This window comes from Kitasatospora sp. NPDC059160 (assembly GCF_042755465.1).
In the GTDB taxonomy this organism is placed as follows: Bacteria; Actinomycetota; Actinomycetes; order Streptomycetales; family Streptomycetaceae; genus Kitasatospora.
On the sequence record NZ_JBHZCN010000006.1, the window covers coordinates 35,074 to 60,404 of the forward strand.

General features: G+C 75.4%; 20 protein-coding genes. 16 read left to right on the plus strand and 4 right to left on the minus strand.

The features are described from left to right. Positions 1 to 16 precede the first annotated feature (16 nt). The 15 genes from ACFXOZ_RS03880 to ACFXOZ_RS03950 all read left to right on the plus strand — a co-directional run bounded on the left by ACFXOZ_RS03880 (position 17) and on the right by ACFXOZ_RS03950 (position 17,490). A complete protein-coding gene (locus ACFXOZ_RS03880; protein WP_380587155.1) occupies positions 17 to 667 on the plus strand; it encodes a DUF6309 family protein in 651 nt (216 codons plus the stop codon). After that, a complete protein-coding gene (locus tag ACFXOZ_RS03885; RefSeq protein ID WP_380587158.1) occupies positions 664 to 4,902 on the plus strand; it encodes an AMP-binding protein in 4,239 nt (1,412 codons plus the stop codon). Before ACFXOZ_RS03880 ends, ACFXOZ_RS03885 begins: the two co-directional genes overlap by 4 nt. Positions 4,903 to 5,032: 130 nt before the next feature. Continuing rightward, positions 5,033 to 6,322, plus strand: coding sequence for an aspartate aminotransferase family protein (locus tag ACFXOZ_RS03890; protein WP_380587161.1), 1,290 nt, complete (start codon positions 5,033 to 5,035; stop codon positions 6,320 to 6,322). Further along, on the plus strand, positions 6,319 to 7,188 hold the full coding sequence (locus ACFXOZ_RS03895; RefSeq protein ID WP_380524740.1) for a TauD/TfdA family dioxygenase: 870 nt from the start codon (positions 6,319 to 6,321) through the stop codon (positions 7,186 to 7,188). Before ACFXOZ_RS03890 ends, ACFXOZ_RS03895 begins: the two co-directional genes overlap by 4 nt. Continuing rightward, on the plus strand, positions 7,176 to 7,955 hold the full coding sequence (locus tag ACFXOZ_RS03900) for an SDR family oxidoreductase (RefSeq protein WP_380524739.1): 780 nt from the start codon (positions 7,176 to 7,178) through the stop codon (positions 7,953 to 7,955). The genes ACFXOZ_RS03895 and ACFXOZ_RS03900 overlap by 13 nt, the downstream gene beginning before the upstream one ends. 3 nt (positions 7,956 to 7,958) lie before the next feature. Further along, complete coding sequence (locus ACFXOZ_RS03905; protein ID WP_375886168.1) at positions 7,959 to 8,717, plus strand: methyltransferase domain-containing protein; 759 nt, start codon at positions 7,959 to 7,961, stop codon at positions 8,715 to 8,717. A 127-nt stretch (positions 8,718 to 8,844) separates the two neighbouring features. After that, positions 8,845 to 9,939, plus strand: coding sequence for a methyltransferase (locus ACFXOZ_RS03910; RefSeq protein WP_380587164.1), 1,095 nt, complete (start codon positions 8,845 to 8,847; stop codon positions 9,937 to 9,939). A 64-nt stretch (positions 9,940 to 10,003) separates the two neighbouring features. Continuing rightward, complete coding sequence (locus ACFXOZ_RS03915) at positions 10,004 to 10,843, plus strand: hypothetical protein (protein ID WP_380587167.1); 840 nt, start codon at positions 10,004 to 10,006, stop codon at positions 10,841 to 10,843. Positions 10,844 to 10,922: 79 nt separating this feature from the next. Continuing rightward, positions 10,923 to 11,315, plus strand: a complete 393-nt coding sequence (locus ACFXOZ_RS03920; RefSeq protein WP_380524735.1) for a RidA family protein — start codon at positions 10,923 to 10,925, stop codon at positions 11,313 to 11,315. Positions 11,316 to 11,382: 67 nt separating this feature from the next. Continuing rightward, positions 11,383 to 12,090 carry an alpha/beta fold hydrolase gene (locus ACFXOZ_RS03925; protein ID WP_380587170.1) on the plus strand — a complete coding sequence of 236 codons (708 nt, stop codon included), beginning with the start codon at positions 11,383 to 11,385 and terminating at the stop codon, positions 12,088 to 12,090. 52 nt (positions 12,091 to 12,142) lie between these two features. Further along, the gene (locus ACFXOZ_RS03930; RefSeq protein ID WP_380587173.1) at positions 12,143 to 12,772 is read left to right on the plus strand and encodes an SMI1/KNR4 family protein; all 630 of its coding nucleotides are present in this window, start codon (positions 12,143 to 12,145) and stop codon (positions 12,770 to 12,772) included. Between the two features lie 394 nt (positions 12,773 to 13,166). Then, complete coding sequence (locus ACFXOZ_RS03935) at positions 13,167 to 14,177, plus strand: D-alanyl-D-alanine carboxypeptidase family protein (RefSeq protein ID WP_380524730.1); 1,011 nt, start codon at positions 13,167 to 13,169, stop codon at positions 14,175 to 14,177. Between the two features lie 113 nt (positions 14,178 to 14,290). Beyond that, the gene (locus tag ACFXOZ_RS03940) at positions 14,291 to 15,187 is read left to right on the plus strand and encodes an endonuclease/exonuclease/phosphatase family protein (protein ID WP_380587295.1); all 897 of its coding nucleotides are present in this window, start codon (positions 14,291 to 14,293) and stop codon (positions 15,185 to 15,187) included. A gap of 148 nt (positions 15,188 to 15,335) precedes the next feature. Beyond that, positions 15,336 to 16,082: a two-component system response regulator CseB gene (gene cseB, locus ACFXOZ_RS03945; RefSeq protein ID WP_380587176.1), complete on the plus strand. Its 747-nt coding sequence runs from the start codon at positions 15,336 to 15,338 to the stop codon at positions 16,080 to 16,082. 4 nt (positions 16,083 to 16,086) lie between these two features. Beyond that, entirely contained in the window at positions 16,087 to 17,490 is a 1,404-nt protein-coding gene (locus ACFXOZ_RS03950) for a sensor histidine kinase (protein WP_380587179.1), read from the plus strand. Between the two features lie 5 nt (positions 17,491 to 17,495). On the opposite strand, the gene ACFXOZ_RS03955 is transcribed toward ACFXOZ_RS03950, so the two are convergent. Beyond that, positions 17,496 to 18,266 (minus strand): LuxR C-terminal-related transcriptional regulator, encoded by a 771-nt coding sequence (locus tag ACFXOZ_RS03955; protein ID WP_380587182.1) that lies wholly within the window; start codon positions 18,264 to 18,266, stop codon positions 17,496 to 17,498. A 42-nt stretch (positions 18,267 to 18,308) separates the two neighbouring features. After that, the gene (locus ACFXOZ_RS03960) at positions 18,309 to 18,764 is read right to left on the minus strand and encodes a hypothetical protein (protein ID WP_380587185.1); all 456 of its coding nucleotides are present in this window, start codon (positions 18,762 to 18,764) and stop codon (positions 18,309 to 18,311) included. Positions 18,765 to 19,217: 453 nt separating this feature from the next. Between ACFXOZ_RS03960 and ACFXOZ_RS03965 the strand changes: the two genes are divergently transcribed. Beyond that, positions 19,218 to 23,450, plus strand: a complete 4,233-nt coding sequence (locus tag ACFXOZ_RS03965) for a molybdopterin-dependent oxidoreductase (RefSeq protein WP_380587188.1) — start codon at positions 19,218 to 19,220, stop codon at positions 23,448 to 23,450. Between the two features lie 88 nt (positions 23,451 to 23,538). Here ACFXOZ_RS03965 and ACFXOZ_RS03970 read toward each other — a convergent pair whose 3' ends face one another. After that, positions 23,539 to 23,955 (minus strand): molybdopterin-binding protein, encoded by a 417-nt coding sequence (locus ACFXOZ_RS03970; protein ID WP_380587191.1) that lies wholly within the window; start codon positions 23,953 to 23,955, stop codon positions 23,539 to 23,541. Between the two features lie 277 nt (positions 23,956 to 24,232). Beyond that, on the minus strand, positions 24,233 to 25,321 hold the full coding sequence (locus ACFXOZ_RS03975) for an alpha/beta fold hydrolase (protein ID WP_380587194.1): 1,089 nt from the start codon (positions 25,319 to 25,321) through the stop codon (positions 24,233 to 24,235). Positions 25,322 to 25,331: the final 10 nt, after the last annotated feature.

Here is a 25,331-nt window from a genome sequence, read left to right on the forward strand (position 1 = left end):
CCTGAGGAGCACCGCCGTGGAGATCGTCAGCGCCGTCGCCTACTCCGAGGTCCACCGGGCCTACCTGCGGGACCATCCGGTGGAACGCGCCCACGAGGGCAACACCAACCTGTACGGCGAGGAGAACCTGGAACGCGCCGACGAGGAGGTCCCCGGCGGCTGGTGGCGGGTCCGGCTGACCCGGGCCGACGTGCTCGGCGTGGTCCTGCCCTGGCACCTCAGCGAGGGCGGCGAGCGCGAACTCGTCCCGCGCACCGGGCTGACCGTCGCCCGCGCGGTCGAACGCGTCCGCTCCGGCGGCGCCGACTGGGCGGCGGCCAACCCGGTCTGCTCGGGGAAGCTCCGGCTGCTCGGCCGGGCACCGTTCACCGCGCTCTACCTCGCCACCGCGCCGGTCGACCACCCCGACTACGAGCGGCTGGCGGTCCGGCACGGGCTGATCCACGTCGACGGCCTGCACCGCATGCTGGCCTGGGAACTGGCCGGACGCCTGCGCGACGGCACCGTGCTGGACGGGTACCTGGCGGGGGACCCGGCCGGCCTCGACCCGCCCGGGCCGGGCCGTACGGTCCGTTCGCACCGCGCGGCCGGCACAGCCCGTACGGCCGACCCGGCGCGTACGGCCCGTACAGCCCGCGTGGTCCGGACGGGGGACGAGCCGGCGTGACCTCCGCGACCCAGCACCTCCGGGCCACCGCGCCCGACACCGGCTCGCTCACCGCCCTGCTGTCCGAGCGCGCCCGCACCCACCCCGACCGGCCCGCCGTCAGCGACGGCCGCCGCACCGTCGACCACCGCACCCTGGACGCCGCCGCCGGGCGGATCGCCGCCCGGCTGGCCGCCGGCGGCACCGGGCGCGGCGACCGGGTCGCCCTGCTCGGCCCCCGGGACGCCCGGATGCTGGTGCTGCTGCACGGGGTGCTGCGCTCCGGCGCGGCCGCCGTGCTGACCGACCCGGACTGGACGGCCGCCGACCTGGCCCGGCGGCTGGCCGCCGTCGGGGTGGGGCGGGTGCTCGCCACCGAGGGCGGGGCCGCCGGCCCGGGCGTCGAGGTCGTCGACGTGCTGGCGGGCGGGCCGGAGGACGGGCCGGCGGGCGGGCCCGCCGAGGAGGGCGGCGGGCCCGGCGGGGAGGACCCGGCGTACCTGTCCTTCACCTCCGGATCCGGCGGCGAGCCCAAGGCCGTGACCGTCACCCACGCCAACGCCGTCCACTACGCCCACGCCCTGGCCGACCGGCTCGGGCTCACCGAGGCCGACGCCCCCCGGCTCGCCCACGTCACCACCCTCGCCGCCGACCTCGGCCACACCGCCTGGCTGCTCGCCCTGGCCACCGGCGGCTCGGTGCACGTGGTCCCCGACCGGGAGGTGCGCGACCCCACGGCGTTCTGGACCACGCTGCGCCGCGCCGGGGTCGACACCCTGAAGACCACCCCCTCCCACCTGGCCGCGCTGCTGGAGGGCCGCCCGGCGGGCACCCCGCCGCTGCGCACCCTGCTGCTCGGCGGCGAGGCGCTGCCCCGCCCGCTCGCGGCCGCCCTGCTCGACGACGGCGTCACCGAACGGCTGGTCAACCACTACGGACCGACCGAGACGACCGTCGGCGCGACCTGCTTCCTGGCCACCAGCGCCCGCCAACTCCCGGACGGGGAAGCGACCGTGCCGATCGGCAGCGGCATCGGCGAGGTGCTGCTCACCGTGGTGGACGGCGCCGGGCGGCCGGTGGCCGACGGCACGGTGGGGGAACTGCTGATCGGCGGGCGGGGTGTCAGCGCCGGGTACTTCGGACGGCCCGAGGAGACCGCCCGGGGCTTCCTCCGGCTGGACGGCCGACGGACCTACCGGACCGGCGACCTGTGCCGGCGACGGGCCGACGGCGACCTGGTGTTCCTCGGCCGGGTGGACCGGCAGGTCAAGGTCCGCGGGTACCGGGTCGACCTCGCCGAGGTCGAGCGGGCGATGGACGGGTACCCGGGCGTGGCGGGCTCGGCGGCACTGCTGCGGGAGACCTCCCCCGGGAGCCAACTGATCGGCGTGGTACGGCTGCTGGATCCCGCCGTCGACCTGTCGGGACTGGTCGACCGGCTGCGCGACCGGCTGCCCGGCTACTCCGTGCCGCAGCCGCTCCTGGTGCTGCCCGACTTCCCGTTCGGGCCGAACGGCAAACTGGACCGGGCCCGGTTGGCCGAGCTGGTGGACCGACTGGTCGAGGCCCGCGCCGAGCCGACCGGTGCGGAGGGCCCGGCGGGTTCGGACGGTACGGCGGCTGCGACGGCTGCGACGGACGTGGCGGATGCGGCCGGGGACAGGGACGGTCCGGCCGGGGAGATCGCCCGGTTCTGGGCCGGCGCGCTCGGCCTGCCCCGGATCGGACCGCGGACGGACGTGATCGACCTCGGCGGGGACTCCATCCTCGCCATGCGCACCATCGCCCTGCTCCGCCGCTCCGGGCTGCGGGTCACCCACGAGGACTTCTACCGGTACCCGACGGCGGCCGGGCTGGCGTCGGCGGCCGTGCCCGTGGGCGTCCCCGCACCGGCGCCGCAGCACCCGGGCACCGGTCAACTCGCGCCCGCCCAGCGCTGGTTGTACCGGCAGCGGGCGGTCGACGACCTGCGGCACTGGAACCAGTCGGTACTGCTGCGCTGCCGCGCCGACGTCGACCCGGCCGCGCTCTCGGCGGCACTCGCGGCCGTCCTGGAAGGCCACCCGGCGCTGCGCCGACCCGTCGGCCCGGACGGCCCCGGCGAACCGCTCGCCGTCGCGGACCTCGACCCGCTCTCCCACTCCCGCATCCCGGGCGCCGCGCGGGCGATCGCCGACACCGTCGCCGGGGTCTGCACCGAACTCCACCGCAGCCTGGACCCCTTGGCCGGCCGGCTGCTGCGCGCCCACCTGTTCACCGGCCCGCCCGGCACCGACCAGCGGCTCGCGCTGATCGCCCACCACCTGGTGGTCGACGGGCTGTCCTGGCGGATCGTGCTGGACGACCTCGCCCGGGCCTACCGGGCGGTGCTGGACGGCGAGCCGGTCGGACTGCCGCCGACGGCCGACTTCTACCGGTGGGCGGCCGCAGCCGCGCCCGCCGCGCCCGCTGCCCCCGCCCCCGCCGCCGACCCCGGTCCGCCCGGGCGACCGGCCGCGCTCAGCTGGGCGTTGGACGCCGACGCCACCGCCCGGCTGGTCGCCCGGCACGGCGGCGGCGCCGGGCTGGAGGCCGTCCTGCTGGACGCCTTCGCCGAGGCCGTCGTGCGGGCCGAAGCCGCCCTCGGCACGGACGGCCGCGGGCCCCGGCTCGCCGTGGAGGTCGAGACCCACGGCCGGGACGCGGTCGGCGACCCGGGCGAATTCCTGGACACCGTCGGCTGGTTCACCGCCGTCAAGCACGTCGAGCTGGACCCTGCGGGCGGCGCCGGACCGGCGGAGACGGCCCGCCGGCTGAGCGAGGCGCCCGTCCGGCCGATGGACGCCCCCGGTGCGCGGCCGGACCTCGGGTTCAACTTCCTCGGCACCTTCCGGCTGCCCGAGGAACCCGCGCTGGACTGGACCGTCGCCGACGAGCAGGCCGGTACGGCCCGCTGCACCGGCGGCGACCCGCTGTACCGGCTGCGGCTCACCGCCCGGGTGGTGGAGCGGCGCCTGGTCGCCGACCTGGTGTACGGATGGCCGGCGGTGGGGCACCCGGCCGCCCGGCGGGTCCTCGACCGCTTCGCCGCGGTGCTCGGCGGGCCGACCGCCGACGAGCCCGTCCGCTCGCCGCTGTCCACCTCCGGGCAGCTGCTGCACAGCGGGGTGGCACCCACCGCCCGGGCGGTCGTCCGGGAACCCGCCCGGGTGCTGCTCACCGGCGCCACCGGCTACCTCGGGCGGCACCTGCTGGAGGCCTTCGGGCGGCGCGGCGCCGTGGTCACCTGCCTGGTGCGGGCCGCCGACGACGCCGCGGCGGTCCGGCGGCTGTCCGGTGGGCTGAACGGCGGGCGGGCCGGTGGGACGGCCGCCCACGTCGTCGCCGGGGACCTCGAACGGGACGGTCTGGGCCTGTCCCCGGCCGGGCTGGAACGGGCCCGGGAGGCCCGGATCGTGGTGCACGCGGCGGCGGACGTCCGGCTGGTCGCGGCGCCCGAGGAACTGGAGCGGGCCAACCACGCGGCGGTGCGCCGACTGCTCGGCTGGGTCGGCGAGCACACCCCGCAGGCCCGGCTCCACCACGTCTCCACGCTGACCGTGTCCGGCGGCGTGGACGGCCCCCCGCGCCGGTTCGGCGAGGCGGACCTGTGGATCGGTCAGCGGTTCCGCACCCCGTACGAGCGCAGCAAGTACCGGGCCGAGCAGGCCGTCCGGGCCTGGGCGGCCGGCGGGCACCCCGCCTACCTGTACCGCAGCGGCCACATCGCCGCGCACAGCCTGACCGGCGCCTTCCAGGCCAACTCCGGCGACAACCGGGTCTACCAGCTGGTGCGCGGCTACCTGCTGGCCGGCGCCGCCCCCCGCCGCCCGGACACGGCCTTCGCGTTCTCGTACGTGGACACGGTGGCCGCCGGGATCGCCGCGATCGCCCTCGACCCGTACGCGGCGCCCGGCGCGTACCACGTCGAGAACCCGCACCGGACGCCGCACGACGAACTGGTGGGCTGGCTCGCCGCGCACGGCCGCCCCGTCCGGCTCACCGACGAGGCGGGCTTCGCGGCCGCCATCGCCCGGGCCGAGCGGCGGCACCCGACGGCCGCCCGGCTGGCCGCTGCCTGGGCCCAGCAGGAGGAGCGCAACGTCCGGGTGGACTGCGGGTACACCACCGCCGTGCTGGACCGGCTGGGCGTCCGCTTCGCCGCGCCGACGGCGCAGTGGTGGGCGGCCGCGCAGACCTGGGCCGCCGAGGCCGGCCACCTGCCGCCACCCCGCTGAACCGTTTCGCCTCGCCGTCCGGACCGACCTGTTCTGCCCCTACCGACCTGTCCCGTCCCGTACCTGCCGACCCTTCGCCCCGCCGATCCGACCCGCCGATCCGTCCCGCCTCGAGAGAAGGCAGACTCCGTTGTCCCAGCTCTCCCCCGTGCTCAAGCAGGCCACCCCCGTCGTCGCCGTACGCGGCGAGGGCCTCCACCTCTACGACGCCGCCGGCCGCCGCTACCTCGACTTCACCTCCGGCGTCGGCGTGACCAGCACCGGCCACTGCCACCCGAGGGTGGTCGAGGCCGTCCGCGAACAGGCCGGCCGGCTGCTGCACGGCCAGTACACCACCGTGCTGCACGACCAACTGCTCACCCTCGCGGACCGGTTGGGCGACGTCCTGCCGCCCGGCCTGGACTCGCTCTGCTTCGCCACCGCCGGGACGGAGGCGGTGGAGACGGCGCTGCGGCTGGTCCGGCACGCCACCGGGCGGCAGAACGTGATCGTCTTCGAGGGCTCCTTCCACGGCCGCACCATGGGCGCCGCCTCGCTCACCACCGCCGGGACCCGCTTCCGGGCGGGCATCGGCCCGCTGCCGCCCGGGGTCGCGGTGGCGCCCTTCCCGGCCGCCTTCCGGCTCGGACTGTCCGAGGAGGAGGCGGTGGCGCACGCCCTGCGCGGGCTGGACGAGGTGCTGGCCACCGTCTCCGCCCCCGCCGAGACCGCCGCCCTGTTCGTCGAACCGGTGCTCGGCGAGGGCGGTTACGTCCCCGCCCCGGCCGGGTTTCTGGCCGGGCTGCGCGAGCGCGCCGACCGGCACGGCCTGCTGCTGGTGCTGGACGAGGTGCAGACCGGCTTCGGCCGCACCGGCCGGTTCTGGGCCCACCAGCACGAGGCGGCCCACCCGTACGGGGAGGGCTTCCGGCCCGACGTGCTGATCACCGCCAAGGGCCTGGCCAGCGGCTTCCCGCTGTCCGCCGTCGCCGCGCCGACCGATCTGATGCGGCGCGCCTGGCCCGGCTCCCAGGGCGGCACCTACGGCGGGAACCCGGTGGCCTGCGCCGCCGCCCTGGCCACCCTGGACGTGCTGCGCGAGGAACGGCTGGTGGAGAACGCGGCCGAGCAGGGCGAACGGCTGCTGGACGGCCTGCGGACGGTCGCCGCCGGGGTGCCCGGCATCGGCGACGTCCGGGGCCTCGGGCTGATGGCGGCCAGTGAGTTCTGCCGCCCGGACGGCTCGCCGGACCCGGAGACGGCCCGGCGGGTCCAGCAGGCGGCGGCCGAGCTCGGACTGCTCCTGCTGCTCTGCGGGATCCACCTCAACGTGGTCCGGATGATCCCCGCGCTGGTCGTCACGGCCGCGCAGGTCGACGAGGCACTGGCGCTCTGGTCCAAGGCCGTCGCGGCCGGGACGGGGCAGGAGGAGGCGCTGTGAACGAGCACACCGTGACCGAGATCGGCTGGAGCAGCCTGGAGTTGGAGGCCCGGCGGCAGATGTGGTCGCTGCCGCTGAGCGACGGTGAGCGGAACCTGCTGTGGGCCGACGCCCGGGCCCGGCGCTGGGGCTCGGCCGGGCCGGTGCGCGAGCGGCTGCGGTCCTTCGTCCGGGAGGCCGTCGACTCGGTCGGGATCACCCACGTCGCCAACCTGGTCGACCCGGAGCAGCCGGAGCGCGAGATCACCGAGGTGCTCTCCTTCCTGCTGCGGGACCACGGCCGGATCGTCCCGCAGAACGGCCGCGGCGACCTCACCTCGGTGCTGCGCGACCACGACGGGGACGGCAACACCGAACTCGGATTCCACTGCGACACCTGCGACCTGCTCGTCCTGCTCTGCCTCCAACCCGCCTACCATGGCGGGGGGCTGACCAAGCTGGCGAGCGCCCGGCACGTCCACGACCTGATCGGCCGGGAACGGCCGGACGCCCTGGCCACGCTCTGCGAGGACTGGACCTTTGACCGGACCGGCCGGGCGGGCCCGCAGCGGGTCGTCACCCCGATCCTGTACCCGAGGAAGGACGGCACGACCGGCTGCTACTACCAGACCCGTACCGTCCGCTCCTCACCCGACCGCGGCGGACCGGAGCTGACGGACCGTCAGTGGGACGCGCTCGGCGTGCTGGACGAGGTGCTGTACCGCCCGGAGATCGCCTTCGGCCTGCCGATGGCCGCCGGCGACCTGCTGATCATCCGCAACAGCCGTGTCCTGCACGGACGTTCGGCGTACGTCGACGAACCCGGCCGGTACGCCCGGCGGATGCTGCGGATCTGGCTCAACGAGGGGGAGACATGGACGCCGTGAACCGACCGGACGGAAAGGTCGCCGTGGTCACCGGCGGCGGCAGCGGGCTCGGCCGGGCCTCCGCGCTGGCCCTGGCCGGCGCCGGCTGGACGCTGGTGCTCGCGGGCCGCCGCAAGGACGCGCTGGAGGAGACCGCCGCGCTCGCCGTCGACACCGGGGCCGTCGACCCGGAACGGGTGCTGGCCGTGCCCACCGACATCCGCAACCCCGAGGAGGTCTCCCGGCTGTTCGACGCCGTCCGCGACCGCTACGGCCGGCTCGACCTGCTCTTCAACAACGCGGGCGCCGCCGCCCCGCGCCGGCCCATCACCGAGACGACCTTCCAGGACTGGAACCGCGTCCTGGACACCATCGTCACCGGCAGCTTCCTGTGCGCCCGGGAGGCCTTCCGGCTGATGAGCACCCAGCAGCCGCAGGGCGGCCGGATCATCAACAACGGCGCGCCCTCCGCGCACGTGCCGCGCCCCCACTCCCACGCCTACACGGCCGCCAAGCACGCCGTCCTCGGCCTCACCAAGGTGCTCGCCCTGGACGGCCGGCCCTACGGCATCACCTGCGGGCAGATCGACGTCGGCAACGTCAGCCCGCCGGACGGCGCCCCGCAGCCCGCCGCCACCCAGGCCGACGGGACCTCGGCGGTGGAGGCGACCATCCCGGTCGACCGCTTCACCGACGCCCTGCTGCTGATGGCCGCGCAGCCGCCGGACACCACCATCCAGTCCCTGGTGGTGCTGCCGGCCACCATGCCGTTCGTCGGAAGGGGTTGACCCGTGCTGGTCAGCGCACGCTCCTTCGCCGAGTACCGGGCGATGTTCGCGCTCACCGACCGCGACCTCGACCCCGGCCGGCGCATCCTGGACTGCCCGGCCGGGGCGGCGAGCTTCGTCGCCGAGGCCGGGCGGCGCGGGATCGACGCGGTCGCCGTCGACCGCGAGTACGCCGTCCACCGGGAGGAGTTGGGCCTGCTGGTCGAGCGGGAGACCGGCTTCAAACGGGAGCTGCTGGCGCGCGAGACGGCGGGCTTCACCCCGTCCTGGTACACCGACACGGACGACCTGATCCGGCAGTGGACCGCCAACTCCCGGCTGTTCCGGGCCGACATCACCGCCCGCCCGGAGCGCTACGTCGCCGGGGCGCTGCCCGAACTCCCCTTCCCGGACGCCTCCTTCGACCTGGTGCTCAGCTCGCACCTGGTCTTCTCCTACGGCAACCGGCTGGGCGAGGAGTTCCACCGGGCCGCACTGCTGGACCTCGCCCGGGTGGCCCGGCGCGAGGTCCGGCTGTTCCCGCTGACGGTGTACGACACCGGCGAGCGGTACCGGGGGCTGGAACGGCTGCGGGAGGAACTGGCCGGAGCCGGGATCGGCAGCCGGGTGGAGCGGGTGTCGTACGAGTTCCAGCCGGGGGATGGCGAGATGCTGGTGCTCTCCTGCGCCGGGTACCGCGCGCCCACCGGGGCGCGGCCCCGGGCCGTCGCCGACGACCCGGTGCGGTGGCGGCACCGGGAGGGGGCACGGCCGCAGGCGTAGGACACCCGAGGACCACTCGGGCAGGGCTCGGGCAGGGCTCGGGCACGGCGCGGACATGACTCGGGCACGGCTCGGACACGGCTCGGACATGGCTCGGACATGGCTCGGACGCGAGGAGGAGGACGGCATGCGGCAGGACGACGGTGACAGGCCCGGTGCGGAGCAGACGGAGGGAGGGGCGCCGGAGGCGGGTGGCGCCGCCGGTGACGGGGCGGAGGACGGCTTCCGGCGCTCCGCCGCCCACCTCATCGACGAGGCCCTCGGCTTCCTCTTCCCGGCCGCCCTCCGCGCCGCCGCCGACATCGGGGTCGCCGACCACCTCGCGGACGGCCCCCGCGCCCCCGCCGAACTCGCCGCCGCGACCGGCACCGACGCCGACGGCCTCCACCGCGTCCTGCGGCTGCTCGCCACCCGGGGCGTGGTGCGGGAGGACGACCGGGGCCGCTTCGCCCTGACCGAGACCGGGCAGGCCCTGCGCGGCGACGTCCCGTACTCCGCGCGGACGGCCGTCCTGATGCTGACCGACCGCACCATGTGGCGCCCGGCCGGTGAACTGACGCGCTGTCTCACCGACGGCACCTCGGCCTTCGAGGCGCTGTTCGGCATGCCCTTCTTCGACCACTTCGCCCAGGACGAGCGGACGGCCGCCGTCTTCCACGTGGGCATGGCGGCGATGTCCGACCCGGAGAACGCGCTGATCGCGGCCGCCTGCGACTTCCCGAAGGCCGGCACCGTGGTGGACGTGGCCGGCGGCCACGGCGGCCTGCTGCTGGAGGTGCTGCGCCGCAACCCGGGCCTGGACGGGGTGCTCTTCGACCGCGCCCACGTCCTCGCCGGGCACCGGCTCGGCCCGGCCGCGGAGGTCGCGGGCCGCTGGACGACGGTTGAGGGCGACTTCTTCGAGGCCGTGCCGCCCGGCGACGTCCACGTGCTCAAGCGGATCACCCACGACTGGGACGACGACCGCTGTGTGACCCTCCTCGGGCACTGCCGCCGCGCCCTGCGCCCGGACGGCCGGGTCCTGGTCGTGGACGCCGTCGTCCCCCCGGGGAACGCCCCGCACCAGTCGAAGGCCCTGGACCTGATGATGATGGCGTCCCTCGCGGGCCGCGAGCGCACCGAGGAGGACTTCGCGGAGCTCTTCCGGCGGGCCGGCCTGCGGCTCTCCCGGGTCCTGCCCACGCCGACGGTCCTGTCGGTGGTCGAGGCGGTCGCGGCCTGACCGGTTCGCTCGGAGCGGAACGGTCGCGGGAACGGGGCCGCAACGGGCCGCGTTCGTGGACGGTATGAACACCCATCAGCACCACGACCACGAGCAGCACCAGCACGAGCACCAGCACGAGCAGCACGCCGGTCACGGTGACCACCACGCCGGTCACGGTGACCACCACGGCGGCCACGGCGGCCACCACGCCGGGCACGGCGCCCCGCAGGGGCTGGCGGCCTCCGACCAGGGCTACACCCTGATACCGGAGACCGTCGGCCCCGAGGGCGAGTTCACCTTCCGGATCACCGGGCCGGACGGCGCGCCCGTCACCGCGTACGAGCCCCAGCACGAGGCCCTGCTGCACCTGATCGTGGTCCGCCGCGACCTCTCCGGCTACCGGCACGTCCACCCCACGCTGGACGCGGACGGCACCTGGCGGGTGGCCAACCCCTTCGACGGGCCCGCCGCCTACCACGCCTACGCCGACTTCAAGGCCGTCGGCGCCGCCCCGCTCACCCTCGGCGTGGACCTCACCCTCCCCGGCGGGAGCGCCGCGCACCCACTGCCGGAGGCCTCGGCCACCGCCACGGTCGACGGCTACACCGTCACTCTGGCCGGGCAGTTGACGGCCGGCGCGGCCGCGCCGCTCACCTTCACCGTGACCCGCGACGGCGCCCCCGTCGCCGACCTCCAGCCCTACCTGGCCGCCTACGGCCACCTGGTCGCCCTGCGCGCCGCCGACCTCGCCTACCTGCACGTCCACCCGAACGGCGAGCCCGGCGACGGGGTCACCGCACCCGGCCCGGAGATCACCTTCCACGCGGTCGCGCCGACGGCCGGCCCGTACCGGCTCTACCTCGACTTCAAGCACGGGGACGCCGTCCGCACCGCCGAGTTCACGGCCCTGGCCGGGGCCTGACGACGCCCCGGCGGGCCGCGCCCGTCCGCACCTCGGGACGGTGTGGCCGGGCCGCCCGCCGCTCTGCCAGCATGGCGCGATGGACAACACGCGCCGGCTGGTCAGTTCGGGTTCGCCCCTGGAACCGCGCATCGGGTTCTCCCGGGCGGTCCGCAAGGGGCCGTTCGTCGCGGTGGCGGGCACCGCGCCGATCGGCGCGGACGGCAGGACGGTCGGGCCCGGTGACGTGCACGCCCAGACGGTCCGGTGCCTGGACATCGTCGAGGCCGCGCTGGCGGAGGCGGGCGCCTCGCTGGCGGACGTGGTGCGGACCAGGATCATGCTCACCGACGTGACGGCCTGGGAGGAGGCCGCCCGGGCGCACGGGGAACGCTTCGGGGCGGTCCGCCCGGTCACCACCGTCGTCGAGGTCTCCCGCTTCATCGACCCGGACTGGCTGGTCGAGGTGGAGGTCGACGCCGTCCTCGGCTGACCGGACCCGGCCGCCGCTCCCGGATATCCGCGCGACGCCCTCCGGGCCGCTCCACTACGGTGCGGTCATGCTGAACTTCGTACTGGTCGCCGGTGCCCGGCTCGGCGCCTGGGCCTGGGTCGACGTGACCCCGGCGCTGCGCGCGGCCGGGCACGCCGTCCACCCGCTGACGCTGTCCGGACTGGCCGAGAAGCGGGACGTCCCGGCCGGGCAGCGGACCCACGTCGAGGACGTCGTGGCCGAGGTCGAACGCCACGACCTGCGCCGGGTCGTGCTGGTCGGCCACAGCTACGCGGGCGTCCCGGTCGGCCAGGCCGCCCAGCGGATCGGCGACCGGCTGGCCCGGCTGGTCCTCGTCGACGCGGCCGTCCCCGTCGACGGCCGCTCCTTCGCCGACGGCTGGCCGGACGGCGGCACCTCGCTCCGGGCCGCCCTCGCCGCCAACGGCGGCTCCTGGCCCTGCGCCCGGCCCGAGCACTTCGCCGGCCACGGCCTCACCGCGGAGCAGACCGCCCGCATCGTCGCCGGCGCGACCCCGCACCCGGGCGCCACCCTCACCGAGCCCGCCACCCTGACCGGCCCCCTCACCACCCTGCCCACGACCTACGTCAAGTGCCTCCTCGCGGGCGAGGAACCCGACGAGGACGTGGCCGACCTGCTCACCGCCGAGCCCTGGCAGCTGGCCGAACTGGCCACCGGCCACTGGCCGATGTTCTCCCGCCCGGCCGACCTCGCCCACCTGCTCCTCACCGCCGCGGCACCCGCGACGCAGTGACGGCCCCGGCGGGGCCCGGCGATTGTCGGACCCGGCTGGTATCCCTGGCTCCATGACAGTGGACCAGCCCGCGCCGAGCGGCCGGGAACTCGACGCCCTGCGGTCCGCCCTGGCCGGGGCCCGCGCCGAACCGCCGCTGGGCAGAGCCGGGTTGGCAGCCGGGGAGGCCCGGCACGGCATCGTGCTGCCCGAGCCGTACCGCACGTTCGTCGCCGACATCGCCAACGGACTCACCGCCGGGGCCACCGAGCACGCCGGGGCCGACCGGCCGTCGACGGAGTACGGCCTGCTGCCGCTGGGCCGGCTCCCGGACGGCTGGCGCACCTGGAACTCGGTCAACTGGCTCTGCCCGGTGCCGTTCGACGGTTCGGCCCCGCGCGATCCGGCGGCACCGTTCCCGCTCACCGAGGAATGGCAGTGGGAGTACGACTACGACCCGGACGAGGACCTCGCCCGGATGACCGTGCTCCACCGGCACGGTTCCGTCGTCCTCGGTACCGAGAGCCCCGGCTCCTTCTGGGTCCTGGTGACCGCCGGCCCGAGGCGCGGCACCGTCTGGCTCCTCGCCGACGGCGGCGCCTTCCCCCGCCCCGACCCGGACGAGACCCCCGCCGGCCCGCCCGGCTTCGCCGGGTGGCTCGCCGAGTGGAGCACCTGCCGAGGCCGCTGGGAGGCCCGTTGACCCGCCGCCGACCCCCTGGACCTCCGCCTTCCACGAGGTGGCTGCGAAGCTGCTCCGGCCGTTCCGGCCGTTCCCCGCACCGGGGACTCGTACGCCTCCGCACGGGTGTGCTCCCGCACGGAGGTGCGCCCCGACGGCACCGGTAGGGCCGGTAGGGGCCGAGGTGCGTCGGCGGCGGCCGGTACACGGCTGATACACGACTGCGCGCCGGTGGAAGCCCCGCTCCGACCGGGCGGAAGCGCTGGTCGCGGAGGCTGTGGGCACACCCGGTGGCCGTCGGCGGCACCGGGCCCGTGTCCCTCTGCTCCGGGAGGCAGCCGTCGTGTCCGTCGTTACGAAAGTCCTCACCAATCATGAAGGCCGAGACCCTCGTCCCGGGTCCGGCCGGGGCCGGGTGCCCCGCCGTGGGGTGCTGTGGGCGCTGGCCGGGGTGCTGGTCGCCGGTGCCGGCGGGGGTGCGCTGGCCGCCCTGCCGGACGGCGGCCCGGGCGCGGGCCCCGGTGCGGGCGGGGACGCCCGGGCGGACGGGGCGCTGGTGCTCCCGGCGCCCGAGGCCGTCGCCGACCTCGACCTCCCGTGGCCGACGGACGGGCAGGCGGCCGTCGCCGTGGCGAAGGCCGGCGTCCTCGGGGTCAAGGGACCGCAGCAGCAGCCGGTGCCGATCGCGAGCGTCACCAAGGTGATGACGGCGTACGTCGTCCTGCGGGACCACCCGCTCAAGGACGGCGAGGACGGGCCGACGATCACGGTCGACGCGCAGGCCGCGGCCGAGTCGGTCTCGGCGAGCGAGTCCACGGCTCCCGTCACCGAGGGGCAGCGGCTCACCCAGCGCAAGCTGCTGGAGGTGATGCTGCTCCCGTCCGCCAACAACGTGGCCCGGCTGCTGGCCCGTTGGGACGCGGGCAGCCAGGAGGCGTTCGTGAAACGGATGAACGCGGAGGCGGCCCGGCTGGGGATGACCGGCACGACCTACACCGGGGCCAGCGGCTTCGAGGCCACGACCGTGTCCACCGCCGCCGACCAGCTCAAGCTGGCCCGCGAGGCGATGAAGGAGCCGGCGCTGCGGGCCACCGTGGCGCTGCGCAGCACCACGCTCCCGGGGCGGGCCGAACCGCTGCGGAACACCAACACGCTGCTCGACCGTCCCGGGGTGGTCGGCTTGAAGACCGGGTCGAGCACACCGGCGGGCGGCAACCTGATGTGGGCCCTGGAGGTCCCGGACGGCAAGGGCGGCCCGGGTCGCCGGCTCGTCTACGGCGTGGTGCTCGGGCAGCGCGCGGGCACCACGCCCACCGAGGGCCTGCGGGCGGCGCTGGAGAACAGCGGTCGGCTCGTCGACGCCCTGCGGCAGAAGCTGCCGGGTGCCCTGGCGGCGCTCGACGGCGGTCAGCGGGAGTGGGCGTGAGCGCGGGCAGCGGGGCGGCTCCGGTGGTGGTGGCGGCCTCCGGGCCCGGCCACCGCGGTCCGGCCCGTCGTCCGGGCCGTCGTCCGGCGCGGCAGGGGCGGCCGCGCGGGCGGCTGATCGTGGTGGCGGCCCTGTTCTGCGCCGCCCTGATGGCCCTGAACGCCCAACTGCCCAACGGCGTCGGCCATCTCGGCAGCCTCTGGCAGACGGTGCTGCCCTGGTCGGGCGTGGCCGTCGCGCTGCTGCTGCTCCTGGCGGCGGTCCGGCGGTCCGTCCTGGCGGCGGCCGCCGTCCTCGTCCCCGCCCTCGTCTGGACCGTGCTCTTCGCTCCCGCCCTCGTCGACAAGCGCGCCGGCGGCGGGGACTTCACCGTGGTCAGCCACAACGTCAACGAGGAGAACCCCGACCCGCGCCGGACGGCCCGCGCGCTGGCCGCCTCGGGCGCCGACGTGCTGGCGGTGGAGGAGCTGGCGAGCCGGGCGCAGGAGACCTACCGGCACGAACTGGCCGCCGCCTACCCCTACTCCGAGGTGCGGGGCGGCGTCGGGCTGTGGAGCAGGTACCCGCTGGAGGCGGTGGAGCCGGTGGAGATCATGCCCTGGACCAGGGCCCTGCGCGCCACCGTCCGGACCCCGAAGGGCCCGGTGGCCGTCTACGCGGCGCACCTCGCCTCGGTCCGGGTGCACCCGGCCGCCGGCTTCACCACGGCCCGCCGCAACGAGGCGGCCGCCAAGCTGGCCGAGGCCGTACGGGCCGAACGGCTCCCGCGGGTCGTCGTCCTGGGCGACTTCAACGGCTCGGTCGACGACTCCGCGCTGGACGCGCTCACCGGGCCGCTGCGGTCGGCGCAGCAGGAGGCGGGTGACGGCTTCGGCTTCACCTGGCCGGCGTCGTTCCCGGTGGTCCGGATCGACCAGATCCTGGTGAAGGGCATCACCCCGCGCTCGGCGTGGACCCTGCCCGACACCGGCAGCGACCACCGGCCGGTCGCCGCGACCCTGCGGCTGTGACCGGCCGCCGCCCGACCCCCGGCAAGCCGTCCGGCCGCCGCCCCGGTGGCGCCCCGGGCATCCTCGGTGCCCCGCCCCGTGCGGCTACGATCGGTCACCAGTGAGCTCGAACGAGCGCGAATCCCCAGGCCACGACACGGGAGAACTCTTGTCCGGAACCCGCGTACCCGACCCGGTCAGCGTGCTGGTCGTCGAAGACGACGCGGTCATCCGCCGCTCGGTCCAGCTGGCCCTGGAGCGCTACGGGTACCGGGTCGAGGTCACCGGGGACGGGCTCGACGGCCTGGAGGCCTTCCGGGCCGGGGCGCACGACGTGCTGATCCTGGACGTGATGCTGCCCGGCCTCGACGGCATCGGCCTGTGCCGGCGGATCCGCGAGGAGGGCCTCACCCCGATCCTGATGATGTCCGCCCGCGGCGACGCCCTCGACGTCGTGGCCGGACTGGAGGCCGGCGCCGACGACTACGTGGTCAAGCCCGTGGACATCCCCGTCCTGGTCGCCCGCATCCGTTCCCTGCTGCGCCGCGCCACCTTCCACCGGGAGCCGGCCGGGGAGCGCGTCCAGGAGCCCGCGCCGGAGCGCCCGCAGGACACCCGGCCCGGGCCGGACCTCCTCGTCCTCGGCGACCTGACCATCGACCTGCGCGGCCTGGACGTCCGGCTGGACGGTCGGGCCGTCCCCCTCACGCCCACCGAACTGCGCCTGCTGCTGGCCTTCGCCGAGAACCCCGGTACGGTCCTGGACCGCCGCCGACTGCTGCGCGACGTCTGGGACTACGGCTGGGAGGGCGACACCCGGGTCGTCGACCTCTGCGTGGTGCGGCTGCGCAAGAAGATCGGCGCCGACCGCATCGAGACCGTCCGGGGCTTCGGCTACAAGCTCGTCCGGAGCTGACCGGATGACCGGGCGAACCCGCGACCCGCGCCGCCGTGAGCCGCGAACCCGCGACCCGCGCCGCCGTGAGCCGCGAACCCCCGACCCGCGCCGCCGCCGAGACCTGTGGCGCCTCAACCCGCGCTCCCTGCGCTGGAAGATCGCCGCCCTGGTCGCACTCGCCTGCTGCACGGTCGCCGCGACGATCGGCCTGCTCGTCCACCGGGCGACCGCGGAGCGCGGCGACCGGACCGGACGCGACCGCGCGATCGCCCAACTGAGCGCCGCCGAGAAGGAGTTCACCCGCACCGGCCGCCGCCCCGACCCCGCCGACCTCCAGCCCCCGGCCGACCTGCCCGGGCCGCTGGCGCACGCCGTCGCGAACCTGCGGACACCGGGGGAGTACGCGCTCTGGTACGACGTCAAAGCGCCCAACTGGTACTGGATGTGGGCGGCCGTACCCGTCGGCGACAACCAGGTCCTCACCGTCCGCACCGACATGAGCGCCGAGGTGCGCAACCTCCAGCTGCTGGACCGGAACATGGTCAAGGCCGCCCTCGTCGCCCTGGCCGTGATCGTGCCCGTCACCGCGCTCGCGGCCGAGCAGATGAACCGGCGGCTGCGCCACGGCTCCCGGACGGCCCGCCGGATCGCCGACGGCGAGCTCGACGCCCGGATCGGCCGCCGGGGCCGCGCCCGTGACGAGATCACCGAGATGTCGGCGGCCGTGGACGAGATGGCCGGGACCCTGCAAGGGCGGCTGGCCGCGGAGAAGCGCTTCACCGCCGACGTCGCCCACGAACTGCGCACCCCGCTGATGGGCCTGGTCACGGCGGCCGGACTGCTGCCCGAGGACGACGAGGCGGCGGACCTGGTCCGGACCCAGGTCCGCACCCTGCGCGGCCTGGTCGAGGACCTGCTGGAGGTCTCCCGGCTCGACGCCGGGGCCGAGCGGGCCAAGCTCGACGAGGTCCCCCTCGGCGACCTCGTCGCCCACGCGATCGGGCAGGCGGGCGGCGACACCCGGTTCCGGCCGGCGGCCCCCGCCGTCGTCCGGACCGACCCGCGCCGGGTGGAGCGCATCGTCACCAACCTGGTGGCCAACGCCCACCGGCACGGCGCCGCCCCGGTCGAGGTCGCCGTCACGGGCAGCCGCGTCACGGTGCGCGACCACGGCCCCGGCTTCCCGGCCGACCTCCTCGCCCACGGGCCGCAGCGCTTCCGCACCGGCGCCGCCGAACGCGGCCAGGGCCACGGCCTCGGCCTCACCATCGCCGTCGGCCAGGCCGCCGTCCTCGGCGCCCGCCTGACCTTCACCAACCCCCCGGACGGCGGAGCCCTCGCCACCCTCGACCTCGCCACCCTCGACCTCGGCCACCCGGAGGGTCCGGACGCCCCGGAGGAGAGGGAACGCCCGGACGGCGTCTGAGGAGGTCAGGCCGGCTGCCAGGCCGCGTCGCCGAGGTGCGACAGCTCGTACGAGAAGATCGCCGCCTGGGTGCGGTGGTCGAGTTGCAGCTTCGTGAGCAGCCGGGACATGTACGTCCGCACCGAGGAGCCGGTGATCCGGAGGCGGTCGGAGATCTCGGCGTCGGTCAGCCCCCGCCCGAGCAGGCGCAGCACGTCCTTCTCCCGGGCGGTCAGTGCGCCGAGGAGCGGGATCCGGGACCAGTAGAGCGGCGGCTGGCGGTCACCGGCGCCGCCGGCCACGTCCCGCAGGGTCGACGGGGAGACGGCCGCGCCACCGGAGGCGACGAGCCGGATCGCGTTGCGCAGTTGGCCGGGAGGTGTCGACTTGAGCAGCCAGCCGCGGATGCCGGCGGTCAGCACCCCACGGGCCGGTCGGCCGTCGGAGGCGGGCGTCAGCACGATGACCGGCGGTGGCTTGAGCGAGCCCTGCACCAGCCGGGCGGTGTGGTCGAGGGCCGAACCGGGCGACTCCACCCCGATCAGGACGACGTCGGGTCGGAAGTGGTGCACGCACGCGATGAGGTCGACGTCCGGCTTCCCCTCGAACACGACCACGAGGTCGCCGCGCTCGCCGAGCGCCTGGCGCAGGCCCGTTCGGAAGTCCGCCCGGTCGTCGACCAGGGCGACGCGGATCGGGCGCCGGCCGGGGGTCTCCCGGGCGACCGGGGGCCTGCGCCCGGCGAGTGCGGGCGGGGTGCCAGCCGGGCGGCGGGTCGTGCTGCGGTCGGTGGTCATGGGGCGACTGTCACTCCTTCGGACAGGGCGCGGCGCGGGCGGTCAGCCGCGTGCGTCGGGCCGGGAGGGGGCGGGGAGGTACTCCGGGATCCCCCGGCGCAGGTGGCGGTGGTCGGTGAAGAGGCGCCGGATCTCACGGTCCCCGTCGCGCAGGGCCCGGGCGGCGCGCTCGTTCCGGTACCAGGCCTTCCGGGTCCGTTCCCAGCGGACGCCGTCGTGGAGGACGCGGTCGCCGGGCGCGAAGGCGGCGGGTACGGCGGGGTAGGGGACCGGCGGCAGGTCGTCCGGATCGTGGCGTCGGTACGCGAGGACCGGGACACGGTGGCTGCCGCTGAGGCGGTGGGTCCGGGGGAACTGCCAGAAGGCGTCCGGCAGTTCGACGGCGTCGCCGCGGGTGGGGCCGGTGACGGTGCGGACGGTCTGCCGGACGTGGCTGCTGCCGATCCGGAAGACCTCCGTCACGACGGCCTCGCTGCCGGAGGCGGTGTGGACCGTCACGTCACCCTGGGACAGCCTGCGCGCGGGGAGGTTCATCACGCCGGACGGGCCCACCGGGAGGTCCGGGTGGCGTGCGGCGGGTGTCAGCCGCCAGCCGGCCAGGTATCCGGCGAGCGCCCGGGCGGCCGCCGCCAGGGTGGAGGGCAGCGGGACGACGTCCCGGAGGACGGTCCCGGTGGTTCCGGTGGTCCCGAGGTGGTGATCGGCGCGGGGCCGGGTCGGGCCGTCCGGGCCTTCACCGGGCGGCTGCGGACCCCGCCCGCTCCCGGGCCCTCCTCACAGCCCGGACCAGGGGCGGTGCGGGGCCCGTAACGCGACCGAAGCGATCACCGTCGCCGGTTGCAACACCCGGTTCCTACGGTGACTTCCGGCCGGAGTACGGTATCCGGCTGCTGGTTGCCGGCGGATGCGACCGGCGGTGCCACGGCACTCGTACGGGTGAGGGGGGCAACGATGGCGGGGACGGACAGGAGCCGGGTGCGGACGGTCTGCTCGTACTGCGGGGTCGGCTGCGGGATCGTGCTGGACCTGGAGCAGGACGCGGGCGGCCGCCGGACCGTCGCGAAGGTGTCCGGCGACAAGGCGCACCCCGCCAACGGCGGTCGACTGTGCACCAAGGGAGCGACGCACGCCGACCTGCTCGCCGCGCCCGGGCGACTGGAGACGGCCCTGATGCGCACCGCCCGCGGCCGGCCGCGGGAGCCCGTCGACGTGGAAGCGGCGGTGGCGGCGGTGGCCGACGGGCTGCGGGCGGTCCTGGACGAGCACGGCCCCGACGCGCTGTCCTTCTACGTCTCCGGGCAGATGAGCCTGGAGGCCCAGTACCTGGCGAACAAGCTGGCCAAGGGGTTCGTCCGGACCACCGGGATCGAGTCCAACTCCCGCCTGTGCATGGCCAGTGCGGGCAGCGGCTACAAGCTCTCGCTCGGCGCGGACGCCCCGCCCGGCTCGTACGCCGACTTCGACAGCGCGAACGCGTTCCTCGTCATCGGCGCCAACATGGCGGACTGCCACCCGATCCTCTTCCTGCGGATGGCGGACCGGATCAGGTCCGCCGGTGCGAAGCTCATCGTCGTCGACCCGCGCCGCAACGCCACCGCCGACCGGGCCGACCTGTTCCTGCAGATCAGGCCCGGCACCGACCTCGCCCTGCTGAACGGCCTGTTGCACCTGCTGGTCGAGAACGGGCACACCGACGAGGAGTTCATCGCCGAGCACACCGACGGCTGGGACGGCATGCCGGGTTTCCTGGCCGACTACCCGCCGGCCACCGTCGCCGGGATCACCGGCATCCCGGAGGAGGACATCCGCACCGCCGCCCGGTGGATCGGCGAGGCCGGCGACTGGATGAGCTGCTGGACCATGGGCCTCAACCAGTCCACCCACGGCACCTGGAACACCAACGCCCTGGTCAACCTGCACCTGGCCACCGGCGCGATCTGCCGGCCGGGAGCCGGCCCGCTCTCCCTGACCGGACAGCCCAATGCCATGGGCGGCCGCGAGATGGGGTACATGGGACCCGGCCTGCCCGGCCAGCGCTCCGTCCTCGTCGACGCCGACCGCGCCTTCGTCGAGGACCTCTGGGGCATCGCGGCGGGCACGCTGCGCGCCGAGACCGGGCGCGGCACGGTGGAGATGTTCGAGCGGATGGCCGCCGGGGAGATCAAGGCCTGCTGGATCATCTGCACCAACCCGGTCGCCTCGGTGGCCAACCGCAGGACCGTCATCGCCGGCCTGGAGGCCGCCGAACTCGTCATCACCCAGGACGTCTTCGCCGAGACCGAGACCAACGCGTACGCGGACGTGATCCTGCCCGGCACGCTGTGGGCGGAGTCCGACGGCGTGATGATCAACTCCGAACGCGGCCTGACCCTCGTGCCCGGCGTCGTCACCCCGCCCGGCCAGGCCACCGCGGACTGGCAGCTGATCGCCCGCGTCGCCTGCGCGATGGGCTTCGCCGACGCCTTCACCTACGCGAACTCCGAAGAGGTCTTCGAGGAGATCAAACAGGCCTGGAACCCGCACACCGGATGGGACGTGCGGGGCGTCACCTACGAGCGGCTGCGCCGGACGCCGGTGCAGTGGCCCGCCGCACCGGGCGGGCCCGACCGCAACCCGATCCGCTACCTCAACGACGGGATCAGCCAGGCCCTCCTGGAGCGGGAGGACGGCACCCGGCCGAGACTGAACTTCCCGACCGCGAACGGCCGCGCGCAGTTCTTCCCCCGACCGCACCTGCCGGCCGCCGAACTCCCCGACGACGACTACCCGTTCGTCCTCAACACCGGCCGGTTGCCACACCAGTGGCACACCCTCACCAAGACCGGCAAGGTCGCCAGGCTGAACAGGCTCGATCCGGGCCCGTTCGTCGAGATCCACCCCGAGGACGCCGCCGCGCTGGACGCCCGGGACGGGGACCGCATCGAGATCGCCTCCCGCCGCGGCCGGGCGGTGCTGCCCGCCGTCATCACCGACCGCGTCCGGCCGGGCAGCTGCTTCGCCCCGTTCCACTGGAACGACCTCTTCGGCGAGTACCTCGCCGTCAACGCCGTCACCAACGACGCCGTCGACCCGGTGTCCTTCCAGCCGGAGTTGAAGGCCTGCGCGGTGTCGATGCGGGTGGTTGCCGCTCCTGTTGCCGTTCCTGCTCCTGCTGCTGCTCCTGTTGCCGCTCCGGCCCCGGCTCCGGCTCCGGCTCCGGCGGTGGCCGGCAGCCCGGCCGCTGCCGTGCCGGCCCTCGCCGCGCTGCTCGGAATCGGCGACCTCACCCCGCCCGCCCTCACCGAACCGGAGCGCCGCTACCTGTCCGGCTACCTGTCCGGAATCGAACTCGCCCCGCCCGGCGGGGTTCCGGTGCTTCCCGGGGACGCCCCCCTCGGCCCGGCGACGGCACAGTGGGTCAACGGTCTGACGGCCGGGATGTTCTCGCGGACCGCTGCCCCGGTCGCGCCCGTCCCCGGGCCTGCCGCGCCGGTGCCCGAGACGTCGGTGCCCGAGGCGTCCGTGCCCGTCCCCGGCACGACCGCCGATCCGGCCCGGAGCCTCCTCGTCCTGTGGGCCTCGCAGACCGGCACCGCCGAGGAGTACGCCGCCACCGCCACCGCCGCCCTGGCCGAGGCCGGCCGCACCCCGGCCCTGCACGCCATGGCCGACGCCACCCCACGGCAACTCACCTCCGACACGGACCTGCTGATCATCACCAGCACGTTCGGCGACGGCGAGGCCCCGGACAACGGTGCCCGCTTCTGGCAGGACCTCGTCGCTCCGGGCGCTCCGCGCCTGGAGGGCGTGCGCTACTCCGTGCTGGCGTTCGGCGACTCCAGCTACGCCGACTTCTGCGGCCACGGCCGCCGACTGGACGAGCGCCTCGCCGAACTCGGGGCCACCCGCCTGCACCCGCGTACCGACTGCGAACCCGACGACGACGGGCCCGCCTCGCACTGGCTCGACGAGGTCACCGCCGCTCTCGCCAGGGCGGGCGCCGTGGTGGGGCCCGGTGGGGGAGTCCCGGCCGAGGTGGTGCCGACCGCCGCGCCCCCCTCCTCCGGCCCGGCCGGACCCGTCACGTACTCGAAGTCCGCCCCCTTCGCGACCCTCCTGATCGGCAATCGGGTGCTGAGCCGGTCCGGATCGCGCAAGGAGGTACGGCAGTTCGCCTTCGACACCCGCGGCGGTGAACTCGCCTACGAGGCCGGTGACGCCCTCGGTGTCTGGCCCTCGAACGGGGCCGCGCTCGTCTCCGAGTGGCTGGCCCTCACCGGTCTCGATCCCGAGGAGACCGTCCAGCTGCGCGGCGACGGAGGGATCCCCCTGGGCGAGGCCCTGCGGACCCGGCTCGACATCACCCGCCTCACCCCGGACCTGCTCGGGTTCGTCGCCGAGCGGACGGGGGACCGCCGGCTCAGACGGCTGCTGCGGCCCGGCAACACGGGCGAACTGGCCAAGTGGAGCTGGAGCCGGCAGGCCGCCGACGTCATCGGCGAGTTCCCCGTCCGGGCCTCCGCCGCGGAGTGGGCGGGCGTGCTCAAGCGGCTCCAGCCCCGGCTGTACTCGATATCCTCCAGCCCGCTGGTGCACCCGGGCGAAGTCCACCTCACGGTGTCCGTCGTCCGCTACACCAACGACCTCGGCCGCGATCGCGCGGGTGTCTGCTCCACCTACCTCGCGGACTGCGCCGACGACGGTCCGGTCCAGGTCTTCGTCCAGCCTTCCCGCCACTTCCGGCCGCCGACGGCCCCCACCACCCCGATGATCATGGTGGGCCCGGGGACCGGCGTCGCGCCGTTCATCGGGTTCCTGGAGGACCGGCGCGCCCGCGGCCACACCGGACCGAACTGGCTGTTCTTCGGCGAGCAGCGCGAAGCCACCGACTTCTACTACCGGGAGGAGTTGGAGGCGTACCGGGCATCCGGTCACCTGGACCGCCTCGACGTCGCGTTCTCGCGCGACCAGCGCAACAAGGTCTACGTCCAGGACCGCATGCGCGAGCACGGCGCGCGCCTGTGGCGGTGGCTCCAGGACGGCGCCCACTTCTACGTCTGCGGCGACGCCGGCCGCATGGCCAAGGACGTCGACCGAGCCCTGCGGGAGATCGTCGCGGCCCACGGCGGCACGGACGAGGAGACGGCCGCCGCGTACGTCCGTCAACTCGCGAGCGACAAGCGCTATGTCCGTGACGTCTACTGATCCCGCCGCGCCGGCCGTGCGGACCCGAACGCGGCGAACCCGACTGGATCGGAGCGGACCGGACCGAATCGGAACGGACCGGACCTGATCAGACCGAGAGCGAGATCTCGGTCGACTTGATCAGAGCGACGACGGGGGAGCCGGCGGCGAGGGCGAGGGCCTCCACGGCGTCCTTGGTGATGGCGGCGGTCAGCTCGCCGCCCTCGACGTCGACCTTGACCGAGCCCATGGCCCCGCCGGTGGCGACATCGGTGACGGTGCCCGCGATCTGGTTGCGGATCGAGATGCCCTCGACCCGGGTGGTCGCGAGGGAGATCTCGGTGGACTTCACGAGCGCCTTGACGGCCGTGCCCTCGGCGATGCCGAGGTCCTTCACGGCGTCGGTGGTGATCGCCGCGGTGATTTCCTGACCGCCGACCAGGCGGACCTTCACCGCGGACATGGCCTCGCCGGCCGTGACGGAGGTGACGGTGCCGGGGATCTGGTTGCGGATGCTCAGGCTCATGGACGTACGCCTCACTCGGGTCGGTCGTGGAAACCGCGGCTTTCGGGCCGCCACCGGCCACGCTAGCCGCGCCGATCACGCCCCGGAGGAAGCCCCTCGCATCCGCGAGGGCAAGGGGCGCGGAGGCGTCGCATTTCCCGTTCGGTCGAACGTCAGGAGAATTCGGGCTCTCGGGCCTCCCCTTTCAGAGCTTTCGGGGCTGCGGATCGCCGCCGCCCCTGATAGGCGGCGGCGTGGCCGCGGGGCAGGGGCCTGACGGCGCCTCCCGGAGCCGCCGTCAGGCCCCGCCCAGCACCTCCACCAGCGCGGTCAGGAACTCCTCCGGCCGTTCCAACTGCACGCTGTGCCCGGCCCCTTCGACGGCGACCTCGCGCACCCGCCCGCCCGCGGCGGCGTAGCGGTCCAGGACGGCGCGGGTCTGCGCCACCATCGGCTGCGCCGGGCAGGTGTCGGCGCCGGGCCAGCCCGGGACGGCGCCGATCGCCCCCAGGTGGGCCAGGTCGAAGAGCGAGGTGTCGGAGACGATCACGTCGGCCGTGCCGCGGATCCACAGGACCGGCGGCTTCGGTTCGACCGACTCCAGGTCGTCGATCCGGAAGTGGGTCGGCGCCATCGAGTTGAGCACCCCGCGGTCGCCGGGCCGGAAGCCCGGCCAGGCCCCGCTCGGGCGGCTGTCGCCCGGGTAGTGGTCCTCGCCGGTCCGGGTGGTCAGCATCGCCGCCAGGTAGCGGTCCGGGTCCGGCAGCGGCTCGCTGACGTAGGCGGTGTTCAGCACGGAGAGCGGCGCGAACGGCGACCCGGAGCCCGTTTCGCCCTCGCCCAGCAGCCGGACGAACTCGGGTGCCGCGCCGCCGGCGCCCGATCCGGCCCCGTCGGGGGAGTTGAGCCGCCCGTCCACCCCGTGGGTACCGCCGAACCCGTAGGGGGAGACCGGATTGACCAGGGTGAGCGTACGGACCAGCTCCGGGCGGTCGCGCAGCAGTTGCAGCGCCACGCCGCCGCCCATGCTCCAGCCGACCAGGTGGACCGGGCCGAGGGCCAGCGCCCGGAGGTAGGACAGCAGGTCCTCGCTGTGGTCGCGCAGGCCCCGGGTGGCGTCCACCGGCAGCGGCTCGGTGCGGCCGAAGCCGCGCAGGTCGGGTGCCAGCGGGCGGTAGCGGTCGGGGAGCGCGGTCATGGTCGGGTGCCAGAAGGCGCCGGAGGAGACGTTCCCGTGCACCAGGACCACGGGTTCCCCGGTGCGGCCCTCGACCTCGGCGTGGTGCACGGTGAGCCGGTCGGTGGTGACCAGTCGTTCGGTGACCAGTCGTTCGGTGATCGGTCGCTCGGTGGTCGGTTGCTCGGTCGTCGGTCGCTCGGTGGTCATTCGGATCGTC